Below are 18,508 nucleotides of genomic sequence, written 5' to 3'. Positions count from 1 at the left end.
TGTCTGCCGTCAGCGCTCTTGAGACAGTTTAGGGGTTTTCGGGAAGGGAGGATTTCTGGATCATCGCAGCCATTATGGAGCGCAGATGAGACAAAAATCGGGGCCGGGGAAAGCGCCGGCAGAGCAGGTCGTGAAGGATATCCGGCGCGCGACGCGCCGACAGTTTTCGGCCGAAGAGAAGATCCGCATCGTGCTGGAGGGCGTACGCGGCGAGGAGAGCATCGCCGAGCTTTGCCGGCGCGAGGGGATCGCTTCGTCGATGTATTACGGCTGGTCGAAGGAATTCCTCGACGCCGGCAAGCGCCGGCTGGCCGGTGACACGGCGCGTGCAGCGACCTCCGACGAGGTGAAGGAGCTGCGCCGTGAAGCGCAGGCCCTGAAGGAGGCCGTGGCGGATCTGACCTTGGAAAACCGGTTGCTCAAAAAAAGCATGCTGGCGGATGGGGAAGACGACACATGAGGTATCCCGCATCCGAGAAGGCCGAGATCATCCGCCTGGTCGAGGCCTCGCATCTGCCGGCGCGACGCACGCTGGAGAAGCTCGGCATTCCCCGCGCCACGTTCTACCGCTGGTACGATCGCTATCTCACCGGCGGGATCGAAGCGCTCGCCGATCGTCGCTCGCGGCCGGATCGTGTTTGGAACCGGATTCCTGACCCGATCCGGGCCGAGATCGTTGAGCTGGCGCTGCGCGAGACGGAACTCAGCCCCCGCGAGCTGGCCGTACGCTTCACCGACGAGAAGAGCTACTTCGTCTCCGAGGCGTCGGTGTATCGGCTGCTGAAGGCCCATGATCTCATCACCAGCCCGGCCTATATCGTCATCAAGGCGGCGTCCGAGTTCAAGGACAAGACGACGGCACCCAACCAGCTCTGGCAGACCGACTTCACCTATCTGAAGATCACGGGCTGGGGCTGGTACTATCTGTCGACCGTGCTCGACGACTTCTCCCGGTTCATTGTCGCCTGGAAGCTTTGCGCCACCATGCGCACTGACGACGTCACGGCCACGCTCGATCTGGCGCTGGCGGCATCGGGGCTCGACCGGATCACGGTCGCGCACCGGCCGAGGCTGTTGAGCGACAATGGCTCGTCCTACATCTCGGCCGACCTCGCCACCTGGCTCGACGGCAAGGGCATGCAGCACATCCGCGGTGCGCCCTACCATCCCCAGACGCAGGGCAAGATCGAGCGCTGGCACCAGACTCTCAAGAACCGTATCCTGCTCGAAAACTACTATCTGCCCGGCGATCTCGAACGGCAGGTCGCGGCCTTCATCGAGCATTACAACCATGCCCGCTACCATGAGAGCATCGGCAATCTCACCCCCGCCGATGTCTACTTCGGCCGGGGGCAGGCCATCCTCACCGAACGCGAAAGGATCAAACGCCAGACCATCCAACAAAGACGCTTGCAGCATCACCTGCAGGCCGCATAGCCTCAAACCCAGATGAGCCAGAGCCTCCGTTCCTGACACGCCCAAACGGTCTCAAATCATTCGACGACGGACAAGCTCGTTCGTCGGAGTGAGAGCCAAACTATAACTCCGATGATGGCCTTCGACAGCCGTCTTATCGCGCGCACTGAGCGCTGCGTTGAAGCTGCCAGTCTCAACGTCGAAATCATCACTCATTTCGTCGATCGGTGAACGAGACGCTGGAGACAAACCACTATTGCCGCTCGCTAGCTGTCGTCTCCCAAGTCGCTGCATATATGTCCACTTCGGTTATTTTTCGTGCCAAAAGTCACCAGACCGCTTTCGACGTCAAATCGATTATTCGAACCGCGCGCTATGGTCACGAATAGTCCTGATGAAACTTCATGTTCCAGCGACGCCGTCAGAAATCAATAGCGTAAACAATCGCATACGAGTTCCCAGCTTCATCCTTCCCGGCACGGCACCACCAGATACAACATGGTTTAGTCACGAATGCCGTCCCAGACAGGATTCGAACTTGTAATCCGGGCTACGGCAATGATGGCAGAGGTCCGCTGGAGGCCGAGTTTTCGGTATTGGAGGCGAGATCAATGGACATCCTTGGCCCGCCTGGCACGTCCAGCGCTATTATCCAAACAGAACCTTCTTTCACGCCGCTTCCCAGACTTGATTGAGAATCCTCGCAGCGAGCGCTGCCTTATCTTGTGGCAGAAAGCGCCCATAGTGCTGCGTGACCATCTCCGGCGTGTCCTGAATGGCATAGCTCGCCTGCTCATATGAACCAGTTTGCTTCAGAATATGAGTTGCAAGGACGTCGCGGACATTGTGCGGCCCGTGTGGGAGCAAGCCTTTGATCGCACCGCGGCCCGTGTATGGATTGTACACGCCATACCGTTGGATCGTTAGCCGCCAGGCCTCATAGAAGGTATTCTGGTCATAGGCAGGATCCTTGCTCGTCGTTTTCACGGTCTTGACGAAAAATGTCCCGGGATCTTGGGTGCCGGCGAGCAAGACAGCGCGATGGCGGTTCACGTAGGCTTCCAGGTGATCGTAGAGATCTCTGAGGTTCGGCAGGACTAAGCGGAACGGCTTGCTCCCGAAATACGATGAGTTCGCATTCTTGAAGGCGACCGATGGGATGAGGACTTCCCAACCGTTGTCGCGCTCGCTCCAGCGGATCTCGCCGCGCTTCAGGTCTTCGAGCTGCCGCTCCGTGCGCGGAAACTGTCCGCGTGGACAGATCATCAATTGGCGCAGGTTCTTCTGCCGCAATCCGAGATGCAGGCCGAGCCTCAACATCAGAAAGGAGCGAACGGCCTCGGCCGCCGCGCGCGGATAGCGTCGCTCGTCTGGCATCCTCTGCAGGATCTCGTCAGTGATCTTGCGATATTCCCCAACGGGGCTCGATGCTTCCAGGATGGGCATAATGGGTTCGAACGGGTCGCGATGAACACGCGCAATTCGCTGGATCTCCTTGGCGCGGCCTGTCGCGTGTTTGAAGAATGTGTCGCAGGCGCCATCCCAATCCGCTTTGGCGCGTTCGATTTCCTGTTGCGATACGAGGCCAGGGATCGGCTGAACCCGCTGCACAAGTTGCGCATGTTGCCGAAGCCAGCCGGTTTCCTGACGTGTCAGGGCGAGGGCGATGCGCAACATGTCGACCTCCTAGGCCGTGTAGAAACCACGCCGACGTTCGCGCCATTGGACGTACCAATCCCAAACGGCTGGAAAAGCGAGAAGGCCGAGTGTGAGATGCTGAAGTGGCACGCCATAGCCTTTGACAATGCCCTTGGGCGAAGCAGCGAGGGCGCCCAGCATCAGGCCGAGGTGCTCGATCTTCTGGGAGGTGGTTTCTTCACCCCACACGCCGTTGCGCTGGAGGCCGAAGGCGGTCAGCGTCGAGGTCTTGAAGCGCACCAGTTGCGCCATCTCCATGGCAAGGCGCGGCGGTGCGTCAATGACGCCCGAAAGGAGATCTGGATCGGTGTCGGGCGGCCTATTTTCGATACCCTCGCTGTGATCGAAAGATTCCGAAGGTTCCGAACGACCATAGGCAATGCCGGGAAAGCGGATGGCATATCGTTGTTTCATCGCAGCAGCCTGGAACCGGCGATAATCCGTCGAGCCGCTGATGATTACCCGTCGGACCCATTCCAGAATCTTCTCTCGCTCCGAGAGCGGCAGCGTGTTGAAATTATCAGGCAGATGCCAGGCCAGCCTGCGTCGTTCAGCCGGGCTAACATCGTGGAGATCGAAACCAGAAGCCGCACGGGCCTGGTTCGGGATCTTCGCCTGAAAATATCCTTCGGGCAGCCGATAGCGGCGTTCGATGCGGCGAAGGATTTCGAGACTTTCCACACTACGTGGTGCCTTCGTTCCTTGCACCCAGCTCAGCAGTGTCTTGTTGTCGAAGGTCTCACCGGCCCTGACAACGGCCCGATAAAGCTGCCAATAGCTTTCGCCATGGCGCTGCAGGTGAAGGGCCAAAGCCGCGTCGAAGGCAACAGGATCCTCCCAATCGTCCGTGAGTGCGCGCGGGAATTCCTCGATCGGCTTTAGTTTCGGGCCTGACTTCTTTCTTCTATGAGCAGCAATGGCCGGAACGATTGGTTTGCGAGACGAAGTTGGCATATCGGCAGGTTTCGTCGCAGCACCCAGTGACGTCGCCGGCTCTTGAGTTACCAAAGGAACCTTACGCGGTCTTCCACGCTGTCGTTTCGGCTGCGACAGTTTTGATTGGGATTCTGTGGCATCCTCGATCGCAATGGCCCGTCTGCGTGATGATGGTGCGGAGAGGATAGATTCCGATGGCTCCGCTGTCTGGAATGCCGATACCGCAGAAGCCTTTTGAGGGCTCCCGCGAAGCCTTTTGGATTTCGACGGTTCGGTTGCAGATTGGACTGTTTCCTTGGTGGACGTCACACGCAGAGCCCTTGCAACTGCGTCAAGCACTGGACGGACCGCATCCCTGTTCCTGACCAATTGCTCCCTTTGGATGGTGCTGCGCTCTGCAATCCTGCCCCAGTCGTAGGTCCTTCCTCTCAGCGGCGGCGATGACCGGCGAGCGATCAGATTCAAAAGGAAAGCCTCGAGCTTTCTGAGATCCTGCGGATGAAAATGAATAGCGAGCTTCAGCTGGCAAAAATGCACGACCCTTTGGGAAAGGGCATCGGGATTCCAATCTGGGGACATATGAACTTGGCTTCGAGGCAATAGCCGGACATCGTTTGATCGTCCGGGAAGATGAATGGGCAGCGCACGTACACGATTCTGATGCCTCAATCATTTTCAAACGCCTGGTTTCCCTTAGCGACCCACAGCGCTCGTGCCTGTTCACCCTGATTGCTTTTGAGTTTGTCGGCCATCCAGAGCAATGCACCGTAGATCATGGCGCGGTCATCGCCGGTCAGCTCGACGATGCCTGCCTTCACGATAAGGCCGCCGAGCTCGATGAGATGCCGCGTGCGCTGTCGACGCTCGACCTGCCAGGTCCGCATTTCATGCCGCGCCCGTGCCGCCTGATGTCGGTTGCGTGCGATCTGATTGCGCCGAAGTGCCTCTCGTGTCGCGATCATTTGCAGAAGCAGATCGCCGTGCTCGCCCCTGGAAAAACATGGCCCCGCGCCTCGCGCACACCTCTCTCCTGCTGGCGTCTTTCGTCTCGGTCAGAAGGAGCAGCGCGCCGGCGAGTTCTTCGGCGGTCAGCGCGTCGGCGCCGGTGGCAATCACCAGTTCACCAAGCTGCTGCACCTTGCGGCTTCTGAGTTCCTTCGCCTTGTCTTCCAGGGCTTTCAGCTCGGCATCGAAGTTCCGCGGCTTGCGCATCATGTCCTCCAAAGTGTTGATGCGGCGATGATAGTTGAGCCTCTGGCGAAAGGCTGCAGGGTCACCGAGACTGGCTGGGACCGGATAGTCGCTCCCGAGATTTTTTCGAGGGAGGGCGCGCTTATACGTCGTTCCGACATGCGCTTGACCGTGCCATATCCTGATCGGTGGCGATCTATCATCTTCACGTCAAGGTCATCGGCCGCAAGGCCGGCTCCAGCGCGGTGGCTTCCGCCGCCTACCGCTCCGGCTCGCGCCTGCGCGACGAGCGCCTCGACCGCAGCCACGACTTCTCCGCCAAGCGCGGCGTCGTGCATTCCGAGGTGCTGCTGCCCGATGGAGCCCCCGAGGCCTGGAGCGACCGCGAGCGGCTCTGGAATGACGTCGAGGCCTTCGAGATCCGCAAGGATGCCCAGCTCGCCCGCGAAGTCGAATTCGCCCTGCCGCGCGAGCTGAGCCAGGCGCAGGGCATCGAGCTTGCCCGAGACTTCGTGCAGGCCGAATTAGTCGATCGCGGCATGATCGCCGATCTCAATGTGCATTGGGATGTCGGCGAAGACGGCGTGCTCAAGCCCCATGTCCATGTCATGCTGACGATGCGCTCAGTTGAGGCCAACGGAGATGAGACCCGCTTCGGTCAGAAGGTGCGAGAGTGGAACCGCACCGAGATGGTGGAGCATTGGCGCGAGCGCTGGGCCGAGTTTGCCAATGAGCGCCTGGCCGAGCTCGACATCGACGCCCGCATCGACCATCGCAGTCTGGAAGACCAAGGCATCGCCTTGGAACCGCAAAGCCAGATCGGCGCGCCAGCGCAACGCATCGAGCGTGAAGGCATCGAGGAGCTTGGTGTCGAGGATCCTGGAGCCGCTGCCGATCGTGCCGAACTGCACCGCGAGATTGCGCGCGGCAATGGCGAGCGCATCATTGCCGATCCCTCCCTCGCCTTGGACGCCATCACCCATCAGCAATCCACCTTCACGCAACGCGACATGGCAATGTTCGCCCATCGCCACAGCGACGGTCTCGACCAGTTCAATGAGGTGATGGGTGCGATGCGCGGCGCCCCTGATGTGATCGAACTCGGCCAGGACGGACGAGGCGAGGATCGCTTCACCACCCGCTCGATGATCGAAGCCGAACAGCGCCTACACCGCGCCGCCGAATTGATGGCGGAGCGACAACGCCATGCGGTCGATGACGCAGATCGGGATGCGGCTCTGGCACGAGCAGCAGACCGCGGTCTGCTCCTGTCGAGCGAGCAGGCCGATGCACTGGCGCATATCACCGACGGACGGGATCTTGGCATCGTGGTCGGCTATGCCGGCACCGGCAAGAGCGCCATGCTGGGCGTGGCACGACAGGCCTGGGCGGCAGCGGGCTACGAGGTCCGGGGCGTTGCCTTGTCCGGCATCGCGGCGGAAAACCTCGAGAGCGGATCGGGCATTGCCTCGCGCACCATCGCCAGCATGGAACATGGCTGGGGGCAGGGCAGGGATCTGCTCACCTCGCGTGATGTCCTGGTGATCGATGAGACCGGCATGGTCGGCACACGCCAACTGGAGCGCGTGCTCTCCCATGCCGCCGAGGCGGGTGCGAAAGTCGTGCTGGTCGGCGATCCGCAGCAGCTGCAGGCGATCGAGGCGGGCGCTGCCTTCCGCTCGCTGCACGATCGGCATGGCGGCGCCGAGATCGGCGAGGTGCGCCGCCAGCGCGAGGACTGGCAGCGGGATGCCACGCGGGATCTGGCGAGCGGCTGGATCGGTGGAGCCATCCACGCCTATAGCGCCCATGACAGGGTGCATGCCGCTGAGACCCGGGAGCAGGCCCGCGAGGATCTGATTGAACGCTGGGATCGCGACCGGCAGACCTCACCCGATGCCAGCCGCATTATCCTCACCCACACCAATGCAGAGGTGCGCGCCCTCAACGAGGCGGCCCGCGATCGGCTTCGAGTTGCCGGTGATCTCGGCGATGACGTGCAGCTCACGGTCGAGCGTGGCGAGCGCAGCTTTGCCAGCGGCGACCGCATCATGTTCCTGCGCAATGAACGCAGCCTGGGCGTGAAGAACGGTACGCTCGGCACAATCGAGAAAGTCAGTCAGCAATCCATGTCGGTGCGCACCGACGATGGCCGATCGGTTGCCTTCGATCTCAAGGACTATGACCGTATCGACCATGGCTATGCCGCCACCATCCACAAGGCCCAGGGCATGACGGTGGACCACACCCATGTGCTGGCAACACCAGGCCTGGATGCCCATGGCAGCTATGTCGCCCTGTCGCGCCACCGCGACGTCATGGAACTGCATTACGGCCGCGACGACTTCGCTGATCGAGATCGACTGGTCCGAACCCTGTCGCGCGACCGGTCCAAGGACATGGCATCGGATTACGAGCAACGGGATCCGGCGCAGGATTATGCCGAGCGGCGCGGCATCAGCTTGCGCGAGCGCGTCGCCGAGATCGTGCGCAAGGTGGTGCCGGAAAAGCTGCGCGATCGGATCGACCAGTTGCTCGATGGGTTCCGCTCGTCCGCGGATGGTGCGGCCGGCAGAGAAACAGGGCAGGGGCCGGAACGGGAAAGGGAAAGGGAAAGAGCCGGGACGGAAGTACAGCGCGAACCTGCAGCACCCGAGAAGGAAGCTGTCGAAGATCCCGAGGAGGTGCTGCGCAAAACCCGCACGCGGGCGCTGCTACGCCATGCCCGTGCGGTGAATGCCATCTTCGCCGAGCAGCAAATCGGCGACAGGGCCAGTCCAGAGCAGTGGCGTGAGCTGAAGGATGCGCGCGACGCCTTTGAGAAGGTGCGGCCCTATGGCTGGCGCGATGCCGAGGCAGCCTACCTCAAGGATACAGGCCTTGCGCGCGAGGCGGCGGGCGGCAAGTTCGGCCGCGCCATTCGCGCCCTCCAACTCGAGACGGAGATCCGCACCGATCCGCAGCGTGTCGCTGACCGCTTCGTCGAGCGCTGGCAGAAACTCCATCGGGCGAGCCAGCTGCAGTATCAGACCGGTGACTTCCCCAACTACAACGCGACCCGCTCAGCCATGGGCGACATGGCCAGGAGCCTGGAACGGGATCCGCAACTGGAATCTCTTCTCGCCAACCGCAAGCGGGAGCTCGGCATCGATGTCGGGTTCGACTCAGGCCGCCGCCTCGGTGTGGAACTCGCGTTCAGTCATGGCCTCGGCAGGGGGCGGGGATTGGATATCGGAATGTGACCCATCCGATATGCCGCCGTCTCCGCGCCACGGCACGACGAAGCGGAAAACGCTCTTGCGCGCCCGTGACTACCTGTTCTGTGTAGTCCCAACACCAGTCAGAAACAGCCAGCAGGAGGCAACCCACCCATGCGTGAACCAGAACGCATCATTCGCATGAAGACCGTGCAGTCGCGGACCGGGCTGTCCCGGTCCACGATTTACCGCAAGATCGCCGAGGGGACCTTCCCGCCCCAGATCAAGATCAGCATCAACGGGGCGGGGTGGCATGAATCCGAGATCAATCGTTGGATTGCCAGTCCCGCCGGATGGCGCCCCAAAGGTGAGTTCGACGCGTTCTGGTGAAGGCGATGAGCCCGTCTCCCGCGGACTATGCCCCGGACCCAGGCCGGCGAGCGCGCGAAGCCTCACGGTCGCTTCCGGGCATGAAGCTATTAGGCTCCATGGCCTGACCGATGCGGATCAGGTCACGCAACGCCGAACGGATCTGCGGCTGAGGGAACTCGGTATCGTCCTCCCAGATTGTGCCCTCGTGGAAGATCATATCGAGCTTGCCCGCGATGCCGGCGAGCGAGGTGGCTGGTGTCGCGGTCAAGGCATCGACGAGTTCCAGTTCGCGGTCGCCGGCTTCCACTTCTGCCCGCTTGGTAGCCGAGTAGCCGATCCGCTCATCGACGGCATCCCAGCGTGCCTGGTGCGCAGCCAGCTCCGCCTCGGCCTTGACGCGTAGGTCGGCCGTCGCCGGATCCGACCCACAAATGTCCTCGACCGTATCCGGCGAGAAAATGGTCAGCGTCTTGCCGCTCTCCGGGAGGCGAAGTGTAGTCTGTGGGAAGCCGATTTCTCGAACGAGCTTCGTTTCAAGGCGCTGCTGCTGGTGGCAAAGCGCTTCTGTTCTGAGCGCTGCCGCCTTCCACTCCTGCCAAGCCAGCAATGCCGGATCGGGGCTGTCGCGATCGACCGGCGTTTCGGCCGCTCGCGCTTTGGCGTGAATTGGCCAGGCCAGGGCCGCCATCGCCGTTCCAATCAGCAGGCGTCGCCGGGTGACGAAAGACAAACTCGTGCTATGGTCGGAATCATCCATGATCCGAGCTCCTTACCAGCTTAGATTGTGGCTAGGCTGGATGCGTGGTGACACACGTATCCAGCCGCCGTTCACAAATGGCAGAGTAGCAGAGCATTGCGTCGATGATCAATAAAAATCACTACACTGTTGTGAAATTTGATGAACTCAACGCAGTGTAAAATGGCTCGAGCGGCATTGGGGTGGGGCGTCCGGGAGCTTGCCGCTCGTGCAAATGTCTCAACTCAGACGGTGGTCCGCTTCGAGCGCGGGGAGCAGCTAAAAAGTCAGACCGTAGGCAATCTGCAAAGTGTAATGGAGAACGCCGGAATAGAGTTTATTCCAGAGAACGGCGGTGGCGTCGGAGTGCGTTTGAAGAAGACACCCACTGGCTGAATGAACGCAGAACAGCATACTAGCTTCAACGTTCCGAAAATACTCATCCTCCATGCGGCCCTATCTCCGGCCGGGATCGCTCCCAACGAGCCAAGACTGACAACGACTTTCCAGTTGGGGCAGTCCACAAATTAGCTGAGATCATGATCCGTCTCGGGCTCGCATTCCACGAAACTGAGCTTGAGTTAATCGAGACGGGCTCACTGTTTTGAAACTGCGCCTGCAGCGGGCCGGCAATAAATTCGCCACCTTCTCCATGAAACAGTCCTGGCACGTCGCAGAATCATCTTCGGCCAAACGGAAAATGAGACGGAATGCCAATTTTTGTCACGCGTCGCGTTGCGTTGATGGCGCCAGTAATGGCAGTCCCGGGGCTGTTGCCATCGCGTGCCCGAGCGAAAACGGCAGGAACAATCGAAACGCGGCTCAAAGAACTCGAAATTCGGAGCGGCGGACGCCTTGGCGTTGCAGTACTGAACACAGCAACCGGCCAATTGGTTGGTAATCGCCTTGATGAGCGTTTTGCTCTGTGCAGCACGTTCAAGGCTCTGGCAGTGGGATATGTTCTGGCACGAGTTGATCGGGGCGCAGAACGACTTGACCGTCGAATTGTCTTCAGCGAGCGTGACTTGGTAACCCCTTTCAAAGCGACCAAGCCTCACGTTGGCGCTGAAGGAATGACCATTGAAGCTCTTTGCGAGGCGGCGGTCACGGTGAGCGACAGCACCGCTGCCAATTTACTGCTGGCCAGCTTCGGTGGTCCGTCAGCTCTAACGGCCTATTTGCAGTCATTGAGCGATCAGGTGACGCGCCTCGATCGCAGGGAGCTTGATTTGAACATCGTCAAGCCCGGGGAGATCCACGACACGACGTCTCCGCGCGCAATCGTAGGAACCTTGCGCCAGTTGCTCTTGGGAGACGCCCTATCGGCCGTCTCTCGTGCAAAACTGACGAACTGGATGGTCGTTGCCACGGACGCCGCGACGCAACGCTTGCGAGTTGGTGTGCCAGAAGGATGGCGAGTTGCCAACAAACCCGGTACGTGGGCGAAGATATCGACCAACGATATCGGCGTGATCTGGCCCCCCCATCGCGATGCGATCGTGGTTGCAGCCTATCTTGGCGAAGCACCAGGCTCAATCAGGGCTCAGGAAGGCGTCTTGGCCGATGTTGCACGGATCGTGGCCGAAGAAATGTAATTTTAGCTGTTGCATTGTTGCCAGGAAAGCGAGCGTTTTTCTGGCGATCCCGAATGCGTCGTCATCGGCGTCGGTACGTCGCCAGAAAATTCGATACGGAGTTCTGTAACAGATTACCCTTGACCTCGAAATAATCTCGCAACAGCTGCCATTTCTGGAAATAGATGCGACTGCGCTCGCATTGTGGATGGAATGTCAGCAGGCGCGTGATACTTGCCATCATCGAGGGTTCAGCTCCCAAAGATAGAGTTTCCGGCTCAGGTTCACCGCAACTCGGGTTTTGGGATCGGCTCGGATTGATTGAGTGCCGTTGCAGCTGTGCCCTCAACTCGATTTCGCGCCGCTGCTGCTAAACGTCTTTTTCCGAGGGCTTCGGAACACTGCTGCATGAAGAACTCTGCTTCAAGTGCTTGGGCTATCGGAGCGGTCGCCGTGATATCGCCGGCAGCAAGGCGATCAAAGGCTTTTGCCCAAAAATCTGCTCCGCCCTTAGTGAGCTGGTTCACTTGCCCATGTGCAAGTACATCTCGCAACTTGTTCTTGCTTCCTATAATAGAACTCGCAACACTTGCTGTAACGAATCCCTTTCCTGCCGACAATCTGTGTCTCTGCCCCATATTTGTAAGTAATTTTCGTTCCACTGGCCGCTTTACGTCGCTGATGTGTGCAGAGTCATCTAGACAAAATGTGAGTTCAACAAAGCCTTGAGTAAGTAAAGGCGCAATTTCTGTACTCGAATAGGCGCTATTATTTGCAGAAATTAACTGCTGCATGTAAAGCAGATCGCGTGTAGCGCGCCCAGACGCCGATTTGATATCTAACTCGACTGCATTGACGGCTTCGCTTTGTATCCAAGCATGGGTACCGGGCACCGGACTTCTATCCCCACACCATGTTGCACGCAAAACGTTCAGAGCCGAACGAATGAGACCAACCTTGTATCGTCCCGAGTGTGCAACAATTGCGCGGACCGTGTTCCATAATCCGAGCTTCATCGCGGCAATTTTCTGTACATCCAATATCTCGTGAAATATATTGTCTCCACCCTGGCCAGTTAAAAAAGGCGCTCCATTAAGCTCGTCGTCTATGCTCATGTAGGCGGAAGATAAAGTGATCCGACTCGGAACTGAGCCGGCGACTTTGGGAGTTCTATTACGTGAAAAGGCACCAAATTCTGCCAAGCTAACTTCCCGCAGTTTAAGACCGACAAGCGAAGCAACTTCACGTGCAGGAACACGTTCATCTCCTGCGGCGTATCGTGGGTCGTACATTGTAAAGGCGGTGATTTTCTCACGCTCTACCCCAGCTACCTCAATTGCGTATGCTATAATGGACGAGTCCATACCGCCGGAAAGCAGCAGGCCTAACCTTCCACCCGCCGATGCGCTAATTGCACGGATCTCACAGGCGAGGAAGTGCTGAGCATGGTGAATGAAGTCATCCACGGAGAGTCGCTGGATGGGCTCAAAAATAGGCCAAACACGAGAAACTTCCACGGAATCCTTGGCGATCATTAGGCATCCGACAGGGATGCGCGAGACGTCCGAAAAAGCTGACGCAGTAGTCTCTGCACTTGTCAACGTTGCGAACGCGCAGATTATTTTGGTATCTATCGTTGTATTTAATGTCGATATATCAATAGCTGAAGATGAAATTACAGTATTTCTATCATCTTTACGCCGCCAATATATCTCGTTTTGGCTGTCTGGTGAGACGAACACGTACTCTGCGGTCTCGTCCGCCCATATAGCAACATAATCCCCACGGTATTCAGACAACAGGGAATTGGCGACAGCATTCGACGATTTATGAATAACGAAAGATGTACCAGCTCGCCTGATCGATCCAATCAGAATAATATTGATTGCTCCAAATGTCATCGATCGAGAATTGGTGAGAGACACACCTGAAAGAAGGCCGCTTACAACTGTTTTCGGAAGTACAGGCATTATGTCCCGCCAAAAATAATATCTAGCTGAGATGGCAACCGAGGATCTTCAACCAATACCTGCCCATCGAGAGTAGACCATGCATGCGCTTCGAAGGGAAAGCGCCTAACGCCAATTTGAATATCAGCGGCGTATCCAGCGAGGCGCATTTCGCGAGTTAATGAAATTGCTGCTCCCAAACAATGAAGATCTCGGAAAGTAAGTGGCGCTAACGTGAGTATCTCTCTCATTACGCTTGCTGCATATTCTTTAGGATGGTAGTTCTTATTCGGCCTTCCTAGTGGTGGGTTACTCCACTGAAGCAATTGGTCCATTTGGCGGCTCTTTTGCAATCGGTTCACGCGCAGCATATTCATCACTAGTCTCAGGCGGCGACTTAACCGTAGGCGAGGCGAGCCACTGGGGGCCCAAGTAGCCATGCGCTCGTGCCATAGGCCTAGGTCAAGACCAGGCTTCGGTTCGGACGATGAATTGCAAATAGTGGTTGACCTAATAGGAACTCCCGCAATGGCGGTGAGAACTTCGCATGGCTCAGGACCTAGCGCCATCACCTCACCGCGAGGCAAACTAGTCATCACTTTCGTGAGAGGGAATTCCTCCGCTTCCATGAGGAGATACTGATCGCCCTTCGGTACAAAGATTACGACAGTATCGTGCCCCAAGCAGATGTAGGAGTCTGATTGCATGACCGGTATAAGGGCGGAATTGGTGAACCCAACTCCGCCGCTCCTGTTACCCTGGAATATACTCATAGCGCGCGCGGACTGGCGGCTCAGTTTCTTGGCCGCTCCCCGGTCCGCGTGTTACAGCGGTTGCGGTGAATTTCGCTGCTTTGGGGCTCAATCTCCGCCGCCGCCGCCCGGAATAACCTCGTAGCGTGCCCAGACGGGCGGCTCATGTTCTTGGCCACCAGCCGGTCCACGTGTCACGGCGGTTGCGGTGAGTTTCACTACTTTGAACTTCAAGGCCTTCAAATCTACATACTTACGCATGAAATTTCTCCTTGTCGGATCGCAGGCAACTATGCTGTTGCAGATGGAAGTCTAACTCAATATGGGCCGCACTTTGCGTATAAAGAGTTTGGATAATGATAATATATCCCATATATGAGGAATATATGCAGATTATTTGAGCATTATTCTATTCTTAAATTTATGATCTAACTAATTTGTAGCGAGGCGATACATGTTTCTTCGGAAGATAGCGGCGATTTATGATGGGGTCATTCGGAGCGTCGCGGCACGAGTTGGAAGGGACACAGTTCAGGTGGCTCGAGATTGGGTTGCAACGTTCAGCACCGGCGGACCAAACGGGCTCCTCGGCACGGACTATGGCAGCCTATATCTTATGTGCCCCCCAAAGAAGGCTAGACCGCTACTTCGTACGGCTTTGGTGCAATATCGAATCGATGGATCTGTATCTGGCCGAGGTGGAAGCACACGGCGAACCGGGCACCCACGCCACTGTCCTGTTCGACCTAGCTGGGTGGCATATCTCCATGCGTCTGACGATGCCAACAATATCGCCCTCATGTCTTCGCTCGTTAAGTGCGCCGAATTGAATGGGCAGATCAATGTCTTGGGCTTCTTGCGCGATAAATGGTTGTCCAACCATATCTTCGCCTCATATGGAAACGTCGGCCACTGCTGTAATCCCTGTAGCAGGGTCCTTAGCGCATCATCTCTCGAACGACGTCTTTGGATTCAATACGTCATAACTTTTGACAAATCGTACCTTTTGAATCAGCGATAGAAGGATCATATTTGGATGAATGTAAGAAGTATGCGAATGGCGTTTTGGTATTACTTGAACATATTGTCCAAAGATCGCATTCGTTTTTTACGCGTGAATTCCATTCAGGCCGTAATTGCTCTGTGTAATCTTGCGTTCCCAGTCGTACTGGCGTTGCTCGTTGCAGTCTTGTCTCGGGTAGTCGATGGGGCGACATCCACACAGGGCCTCCCGAATTTTCTGGTCTCCCAAATTAACAAATTCGAACCCAGGGAGGCGGCAATAATGTTTCTTGGGGGATTATTCGTTATCGAGGTTGTACGTAACTTCCTGCAATTGACGCTACAAACCGAACTAGATGCGCAAGCGATTGGCGTCTACAAAACCATTTCTTTGGCAGCTCTGAAGTCATATCTTGAGCAGGGTTACCTTTCTCGGATCCGACACAGCTCTCACCAGCTACAGGGTATTCTGACCCAGTTGCTCTTTGCAGCAAAGGGATTGCAAACAGGGTTGGTCGGCCGCGTAATTCCGATTACTATAGAAGCCATTATCGCATTGATCGTTGTCGTTTGGCTTTTTGGTCTGCCATATCTTTTGATGTTCGGTGGGTTGTTGGCGACCTTCGTATGCTTTTCATTTTTCTTCTCGAAAAAAACCGATCGGGCGCAGAAGGATTTTCAATCAAGCTTCGGCCGTGCTGCTGCCGCCCAGGGGGACGCCCTCGCACTCCACGATCAAATCGTTTCGTTCGGGGGCACGCGGCGCGCACTGGCAGATGTGTCTGAGGACATACAGTTACTCCACGATACACAACTACGAGCGCTTTATAGCCAACGCAGATTCAGTTCGACTCAGTCGTTGACGGTCTATGCGTTCGCCTATGCGATGCTAGGCCTGCTGGTGGCCCAGATATTTTCCGGAACCGCGAATGTAGCGGCACTGATCCTTCTAACAACATACATCTTTCAGTTCACCGCTCCGCTCAACACTATTGGTTTTTTTATCAGAGACTCCGTGCGCCACTTGACGGTTATAGATGAGGTGCTCGTGCGCTTCATGGCGGTAGACCAAGTGACACGGCCTCAGGCGACCTCCCGGCAGCTTACGCGGTCGACAAGCGAGCCGTCAGTTCATTGCGGCAATATAGTCTACCGATCCAAGGACGGACTATTTTCACTTAGCATTGAGCAACTCGATGTTCGAGGAGCCAAGGATGTTGCAGTTGTCGGCCCCAATGGCTCGGGCAAAAGCACATTTGCAAGGCTTCTGGCGGGCCATATTTCCGCCCAAGACGGAGAAATCCTCATCAATGGGGCTTCACTTGTCGGAGCGGGCGACCTGTCTTCGATAGCGCGCTATGTGCCGCAATCGGGGCAACTGTTTCGGAAGAGTGGACTCTATAATCTGACATTCCCGCTCACAGCGGATTCCGTAAACAGGAATATCCTGCGTGACATTTTGATTGACCTCGATGCGAAGGATGAACTGATCGACAAAATCCTCCGCGATGACGAGGTCGCATCACAGTTGTCAGGCGGCGAGGTACAGAAGATCCTACTTGCGAGGGCCATCCTCAATCCTGCACCCATTATGATTCTGGATGAATCCACATCAGATCTCGATGTGATTTCGTCATCGAGAGTGCGGGACGTCTTTCGTCGCCGGTGTTCAAATAGCCTTATTCTCTATATAACGCATTCGGAAAGTTTTGCGCAGTCTTGCGACGAGATTATTGAGTTTGAAGATGGCCGCTTATCCCAGCATAGGCAGGTTAAACGTCACTCCCACTTACTCAAGCGTTGAGAGTGATCCGGGGGCCGTGGCGATTTGCGAAATGTGCAGCTAACTTTGTGTCGATGACTACCAAAAGGCGCAACGCCTGCCGGTCATGCCTTCTCTGAAGGAGTTCGACAAGCAATTTGGCCATCCGCTCTGCCTGCCTTATCAGGAAGGCATCATGGTTCGCTCGAACCAGCAGCTGCAGTTGGTCAATGATGTTCTGGGCGTTAGCCCGAAAAGGCGTTGGGACTGCTAGTTCGACGAATGATCTAAGGTGGTCGTCGAGGGGATTATCGCCAAGTGGCTGCCGTCTAGCGAGTGATATGCCTTGGCCCCGTTGCTGGGCCGATAATGTCAAAAAAAATCTTAGAATTTGAATCTGCTCGACCACCGTCGTGAACAGTGGAGTAGCAACGAAATAGCCTCGACCTTCAAAGTGATCAACTAACCCGCGCTCAACCAGCCGGATTAGAGCATCGCGGACAGGAGCAGTGCTGACATACAACTCTTCGGCGAGCGCGGCTTGATTTATCGCGGTACCAGAAGAGATATCTCCGGATAGAATTCTCCGCCGTATTTCAGTTAGGATGCGGTGGTCTTGGTTTCTCGCCTTATGGTGCATCGAAGTCTTCACCTCCGGTGGCGCCCACGTGCCGAAAGGAGCTGTGAGCAGTAACGAGAGAAGGTCGCCTGAAATGGGGATCAAGAGATCCACCTTGAGGGGGGGCAGCCTCAACAAGCAAAGCGTGCTTTTCAAACCATCCGCTAAAGCCGAAGGACCAGTGTGTTTGGTCGTCATCGCAAAAGTGGACCAATAGCTCGCCGTAGATCGGCCATAGTACGGCGAGCCCATGCCGATCGATGCGACCGAAGACCTTCAGGCCCATTCAACTCTCCTTTAGTGAGGAAGCGTACGTGCGGGCGCCCGAACCGGCGGGAGTCAGGTGGAACCGGCGCGAATTCCGAGGAGTTCGTGGCACTCACTGAACCAGCCACCCCAACGTATCGTTTGCGCTCTGCTGTTTCGCCCCAGTGTCCGTTGCGGTTTGATTGAAAAACATGACGATGAGAAATTTGGTTCCTGATCTATAGCGGACCAAAAATGGCTTGGTTCAAGTTAGTGTCTTCGGGGATCCAACTTGGATATTCTGAAATTACATTCCATATCCAACTAGATATCCGGAAATTGAAAGCACTTTCTCGCAAGATAGTCAATAGTGTACAGTTTAGATCAAATGTAAATCAAAGGATGCGCATGAGAGAAGGTACTATGAGAGGGGCGTCTAATACTGCCGCCGCGAGCGCGCAAGGTGCCGAGTTCCCTGCCAAGGTCCATAAATACGCCGATCGGGGACCTTTCTCGCGACAATCGTATGGTTTTTGTTCGCGATCCCGCCTCGAGACAATCGACTCCATCCCTTTTTTCTGTAGTTGTCCGTTGGTATGGGGGTGTGGAATGAAGTTACATTGAGATAAATACACCATTCGGAAAAATATAAACAACGGGTGATCGCCGCGACTTCAAATCTTTCGAGTTCGTGGTGATCGATACCACCTCCGAGTTTGCTGACAATGGCGTATTCTTCCTGACGCAAAACTCAGCATCTTGTCGCTATTCCGGATGCCCCTGCTTTGAGCATCCGACCTCAGGGCTGGGCGTCGACTTTAAGCAGCGAACGGGCCTCCTCGTGGAGTACGGTATCGGCAACGATACCAGCCTCTATCGCGATCAATGATGCGGCGCTGCTCCCTTGAGGACCGCGTCTGCATCGAGGTTTAGTCCAAACGGGCATCAGGATCACGCCTTCGGTCGGTTTTGTCGCAAACCAAATGGCAACCTGTCTTTGGCATGAGGACCTCTTCGATTTCTTGAGGAGCTCTGCGTGTTCAAAGGCCGCCATTTCG

General features: G+C 56.8%; 14 protein-coding genes and 1 pseudogene. 6 read left to right on the top strand and 9 right to left on the bottom strand.

Going from position 1 to position 18,508, the window contains the following annotated elements:
* The first annotated feature begins 85 nt into the window (after positions 1-85).
* Positions 86-1,437 (top strand): IS3 family transposase gene (locus ACTJKX_RS36145; protein WP_440728269.1). Its coding sequence is split into 2 segments (ribosomal slippage): positions 86-422 and positions 422-1,437, totalling 1,353 coding nucleotides; the frame shifts between segments, so codons are not numbered across the junction.
* 648 nt (positions 1,438-2,085) lie between these two features.
* Here the strand turns inward: ACTJKX_RS36145 and ACTJKX_RS36140 are convergent.
* The 3 genes and pseudogenes from ACTJKX_RS36140 to ACTJKX_RS36130 all read right to left on the bottom strand — a co-directional run bounded on the left by ACTJKX_RS36140 (position 2,086) and on the right by ACTJKX_RS36130 (position 5,262).
* A pseudogene (locus tag ACTJKX_RS36140) lies at positions 2,086-4,122 on the bottom strand (hypothetical protein).
* 593 nt (positions 4,123-4,715) lie between these two features.
* Positions 4,716-4,934 (bottom strand): conjugal transfer protein TraD, encoded by a 219-nt coding sequence (locus tag ACTJKX_RS36135; RefSeq protein WP_440728268.1) that lies wholly within the window; start codon positions 4,932-4,934, stop codon positions 4,716-4,718.
* Position 4,935: 1 nt separating this feature from the next.
* Positions 4,936-5,262, bottom strand: a complete 327-nt coding sequence (locus tag ACTJKX_RS36130; protein ID WP_440728270.1) for a conjugal transfer protein TraD — start codon at positions 5,260-5,262, stop codon at positions 4,936-4,938.
* Between the two features lie 167 nt (positions 5,263-5,429).
* On the opposite strand from ACTJKX_RS36130, the gene traA reads away from it, so the two are divergent.
* Together traA and ACTJKX_RS36120 are read left to right on the top strand one after the other, a co-directional pair.
* On the top strand, positions 5,430-8,483 hold the full coding sequence (gene traA, locus ACTJKX_RS36125; protein ID WP_440728267.1) for a Ti-type conjugative transfer relaxase TraA: 3,054 nt from the start codon (positions 5,430-5,432) through the stop codon (positions 8,481-8,483).
* A gap of 129 nt (positions 8,484-8,612) precedes the next feature.
* Positions 8,613-8,828, top strand: coding sequence for a helix-turn-helix transcriptional regulator (locus ACTJKX_RS36120; RefSeq protein ID WP_440728266.1), 216 nt, complete (start codon positions 8,613-8,615; stop codon positions 8,826-8,828).
* Positions 8,829-8,853: 25 nt separating this feature from the next.
* On the opposite strand, the gene ACTJKX_RS36115 is transcribed toward ACTJKX_RS36120, so the two are convergent.
* Positions 8,854-9,567: a hypothetical protein gene (locus ACTJKX_RS36115; protein ID WP_440728265.1), complete on the bottom strand. Its 714-nt coding sequence runs from the start codon at positions 9,565-9,567 to the stop codon at positions 8,854-8,856.
* Positions 9,568-9,708: 141 nt separating this feature from the next.
* On the opposite strand from ACTJKX_RS36115, the gene ACTJKX_RS36110 reads away from it, so the two are divergent.
* Positions 9,709-9,942 (top strand): helix-turn-helix domain-containing protein, encoded by a 234-nt coding sequence (locus ACTJKX_RS36110; RefSeq protein WP_440728264.1) that lies wholly within the window; start codon positions 9,709-9,711, stop codon positions 9,940-9,942.
* A 314-nt stretch (positions 9,943-10,256) separates the two neighbouring features.
* The gene (bla, locus tag ACTJKX_RS36105; protein ID WP_440728263.1) at positions 10,257-11,141 is read left to right on the top strand and encodes a class A beta-lactamase; all 885 of its coding nucleotides are present in this window, start codon (positions 10,257-10,259) and stop codon (positions 11,139-11,141) included.
* A gap of 263 nt (positions 11,142-11,404) precedes the next feature.
* Here bla and ACTJKX_RS36100 read toward each other — a convergent pair whose 3' ends face one another.
* The 3 genes from ACTJKX_RS36100 to ACTJKX_RS36090 form a co-directional block, all read right to left on the bottom strand.
* Positions 11,405-13,090, bottom strand: a complete 1,686-nt coding sequence (locus ACTJKX_RS36100; protein WP_440728262.1) for an asparagine synthase-related protein — start codon at positions 13,088-13,090, stop codon at positions 11,405-11,407.
* Complete coding sequence (locus tag ACTJKX_RS36095; RefSeq protein WP_440728261.1) at positions 13,090-13,509, bottom strand: lasso peptide biosynthesis B2 protein; 420 nt, start codon at positions 13,507-13,509, stop codon at positions 13,090-13,092. Before ACTJKX_RS36095 ends, ACTJKX_RS36100 begins: the two co-directional genes overlap by 1 nt.
* Positions 13,510-13,929: 420 nt before the next feature.
* Entirely contained in the window at positions 13,930-14,082 is a 153-nt protein-coding gene (locus ACTJKX_RS36090; protein ID WP_440728260.1) for a hypothetical protein, read from the bottom strand.
* A 775-nt stretch (positions 14,083-14,857) separates the two neighbouring features.
* On the opposite strand from ACTJKX_RS36090, the gene ACTJKX_RS36085 reads away from it, so the two are divergent.
* Positions 14,858-16,627: an ATP-binding cassette domain-containing protein gene (locus ACTJKX_RS36085; protein WP_440728259.1), complete on the top strand. Its 1,770-nt coding sequence runs from the start codon at positions 14,858-14,860 to the stop codon at positions 16,625-16,627.
* On the opposite strand, the gene ACTJKX_RS36080 is transcribed toward ACTJKX_RS36085, so the two are convergent.
* Both ACTJKX_RS36080 and ACTJKX_RS36075 read right to left on the bottom strand, forming a co-directional pair.
* Positions 16,617-17,402 carry a GntR family transcriptional regulator gene (locus ACTJKX_RS36080; protein ID WP_440728258.1) on the bottom strand — a complete coding sequence of 262 codons (786 nt, stop codon included), beginning with the start codon at positions 17,400-17,402 and terminating at the stop codon, positions 16,617-16,619. The two genes, ACTJKX_RS36085 and ACTJKX_RS36080, sit on opposite strands and share 11 nt — an antisense overlap.
* Positions 17,403-18,249: 847 nt before the next feature.
* A partial coding sequence (locus ACTJKX_RS36075) for a hypothetical protein (protein WP_440728257.1) occupies positions 18,250-18,508 on the bottom strand: 259 nt, incomplete at its 5' end.

It is taken from the genome of Labrys sp. 22185, assembly GCF_052045555.1.
Taxonomy (GTDB): domain Bacteria; phylum Pseudomonadota; class Alphaproteobacteria; order Rhizobiales; family Labraceae; genus Labrys; species Labrys neptuniae.
The sequence above is the reverse complement of the archived record's forward strand: the minus strand, read 5'-3'. Positions and strand labels throughout refer to the sequence as shown.

What these genes read in the sequence shown, in the direction of transcription:
- ACTJKX_RS36135 (WP_440728268.1), bottom strand. Translation starts at nt 4,934, where the DNA reads ATGCGGACCTGGCAGGTCGAGCGTCGACAGCGCACGCGGCATCTCATC.
- ACTJKX_RS36130 (WP_440728270.1), bottom strand. Translation starts at nt 5,262, where the DNA reads ATGCGCAAGCCGCGGAACTTCGATGCCGAGCTGAAAGCCCTGGAAGAC.
- ACTJKX_RS36120 (WP_440728266.1), top strand. Translation starts at nt 8,613, where the DNA reads ATGCGTGAACCAGAACGCATCATTCGCATGAAGACCGTGCAGTCGCGG.
- ACTJKX_RS36115 (WP_440728265.1), bottom strand. Translation starts at nt 9,567, where the DNA reads ATGGATGATTCCGACCATAGCACGAGTTTGTCTTTCGTCACCCGGCGA.
- ACTJKX_RS36110 (WP_440728264.1), top strand. Translation starts at nt 9,709, where the DNA reads ATGAACTCAACGCAGTGTAAAATGGCTCGAGCGGCATTGGGGTGGGGC.
- bla (WP_440728263.1), top strand. Translation starts at nt 10,257, where the DNA reads ATGCCAATTTTTGTCACGCGTCGCGTTGCGTTGATGGCGCCAGTAATG.
- ACTJKX_RS36100 (WP_440728262.1), bottom strand. Translation starts at nt 13,090, where the DNA reads ATGCCTGTACTTCCGAAAACAGTTGTAAGCGGCCTTCTTTCAGGTGTG.
- ACTJKX_RS36095 (WP_440728261.1), bottom strand. Translation starts at nt 13,509, where the DNA reads ATGGCTACTTGGGCCCCCAGTGGCTCGCCTCGCCTACGGTTAAGTCGC.
- ACTJKX_RS36090 (WP_440728260.1), bottom strand. Translation starts at nt 14,082, where the DNA reads ATGCGTAAGTATGTAGATTTGAAGGCCTTGAAGTTCAAAGTAGTGAAA.
- ACTJKX_RS36085 (WP_440728259.1), top strand. Translation starts at nt 14,858, where the DNA reads ATGAATGTAAGAAGTATGCGAATGGCGTTTTGGTATTACTTGAACATA.
- ACTJKX_RS36080 (WP_440728258.1), bottom strand. Translation starts at nt 17,402, where the DNA reads ATGACGACCAAACACACTGGTCCTTCGGCTTTAGCGGATGGTTTGAAA.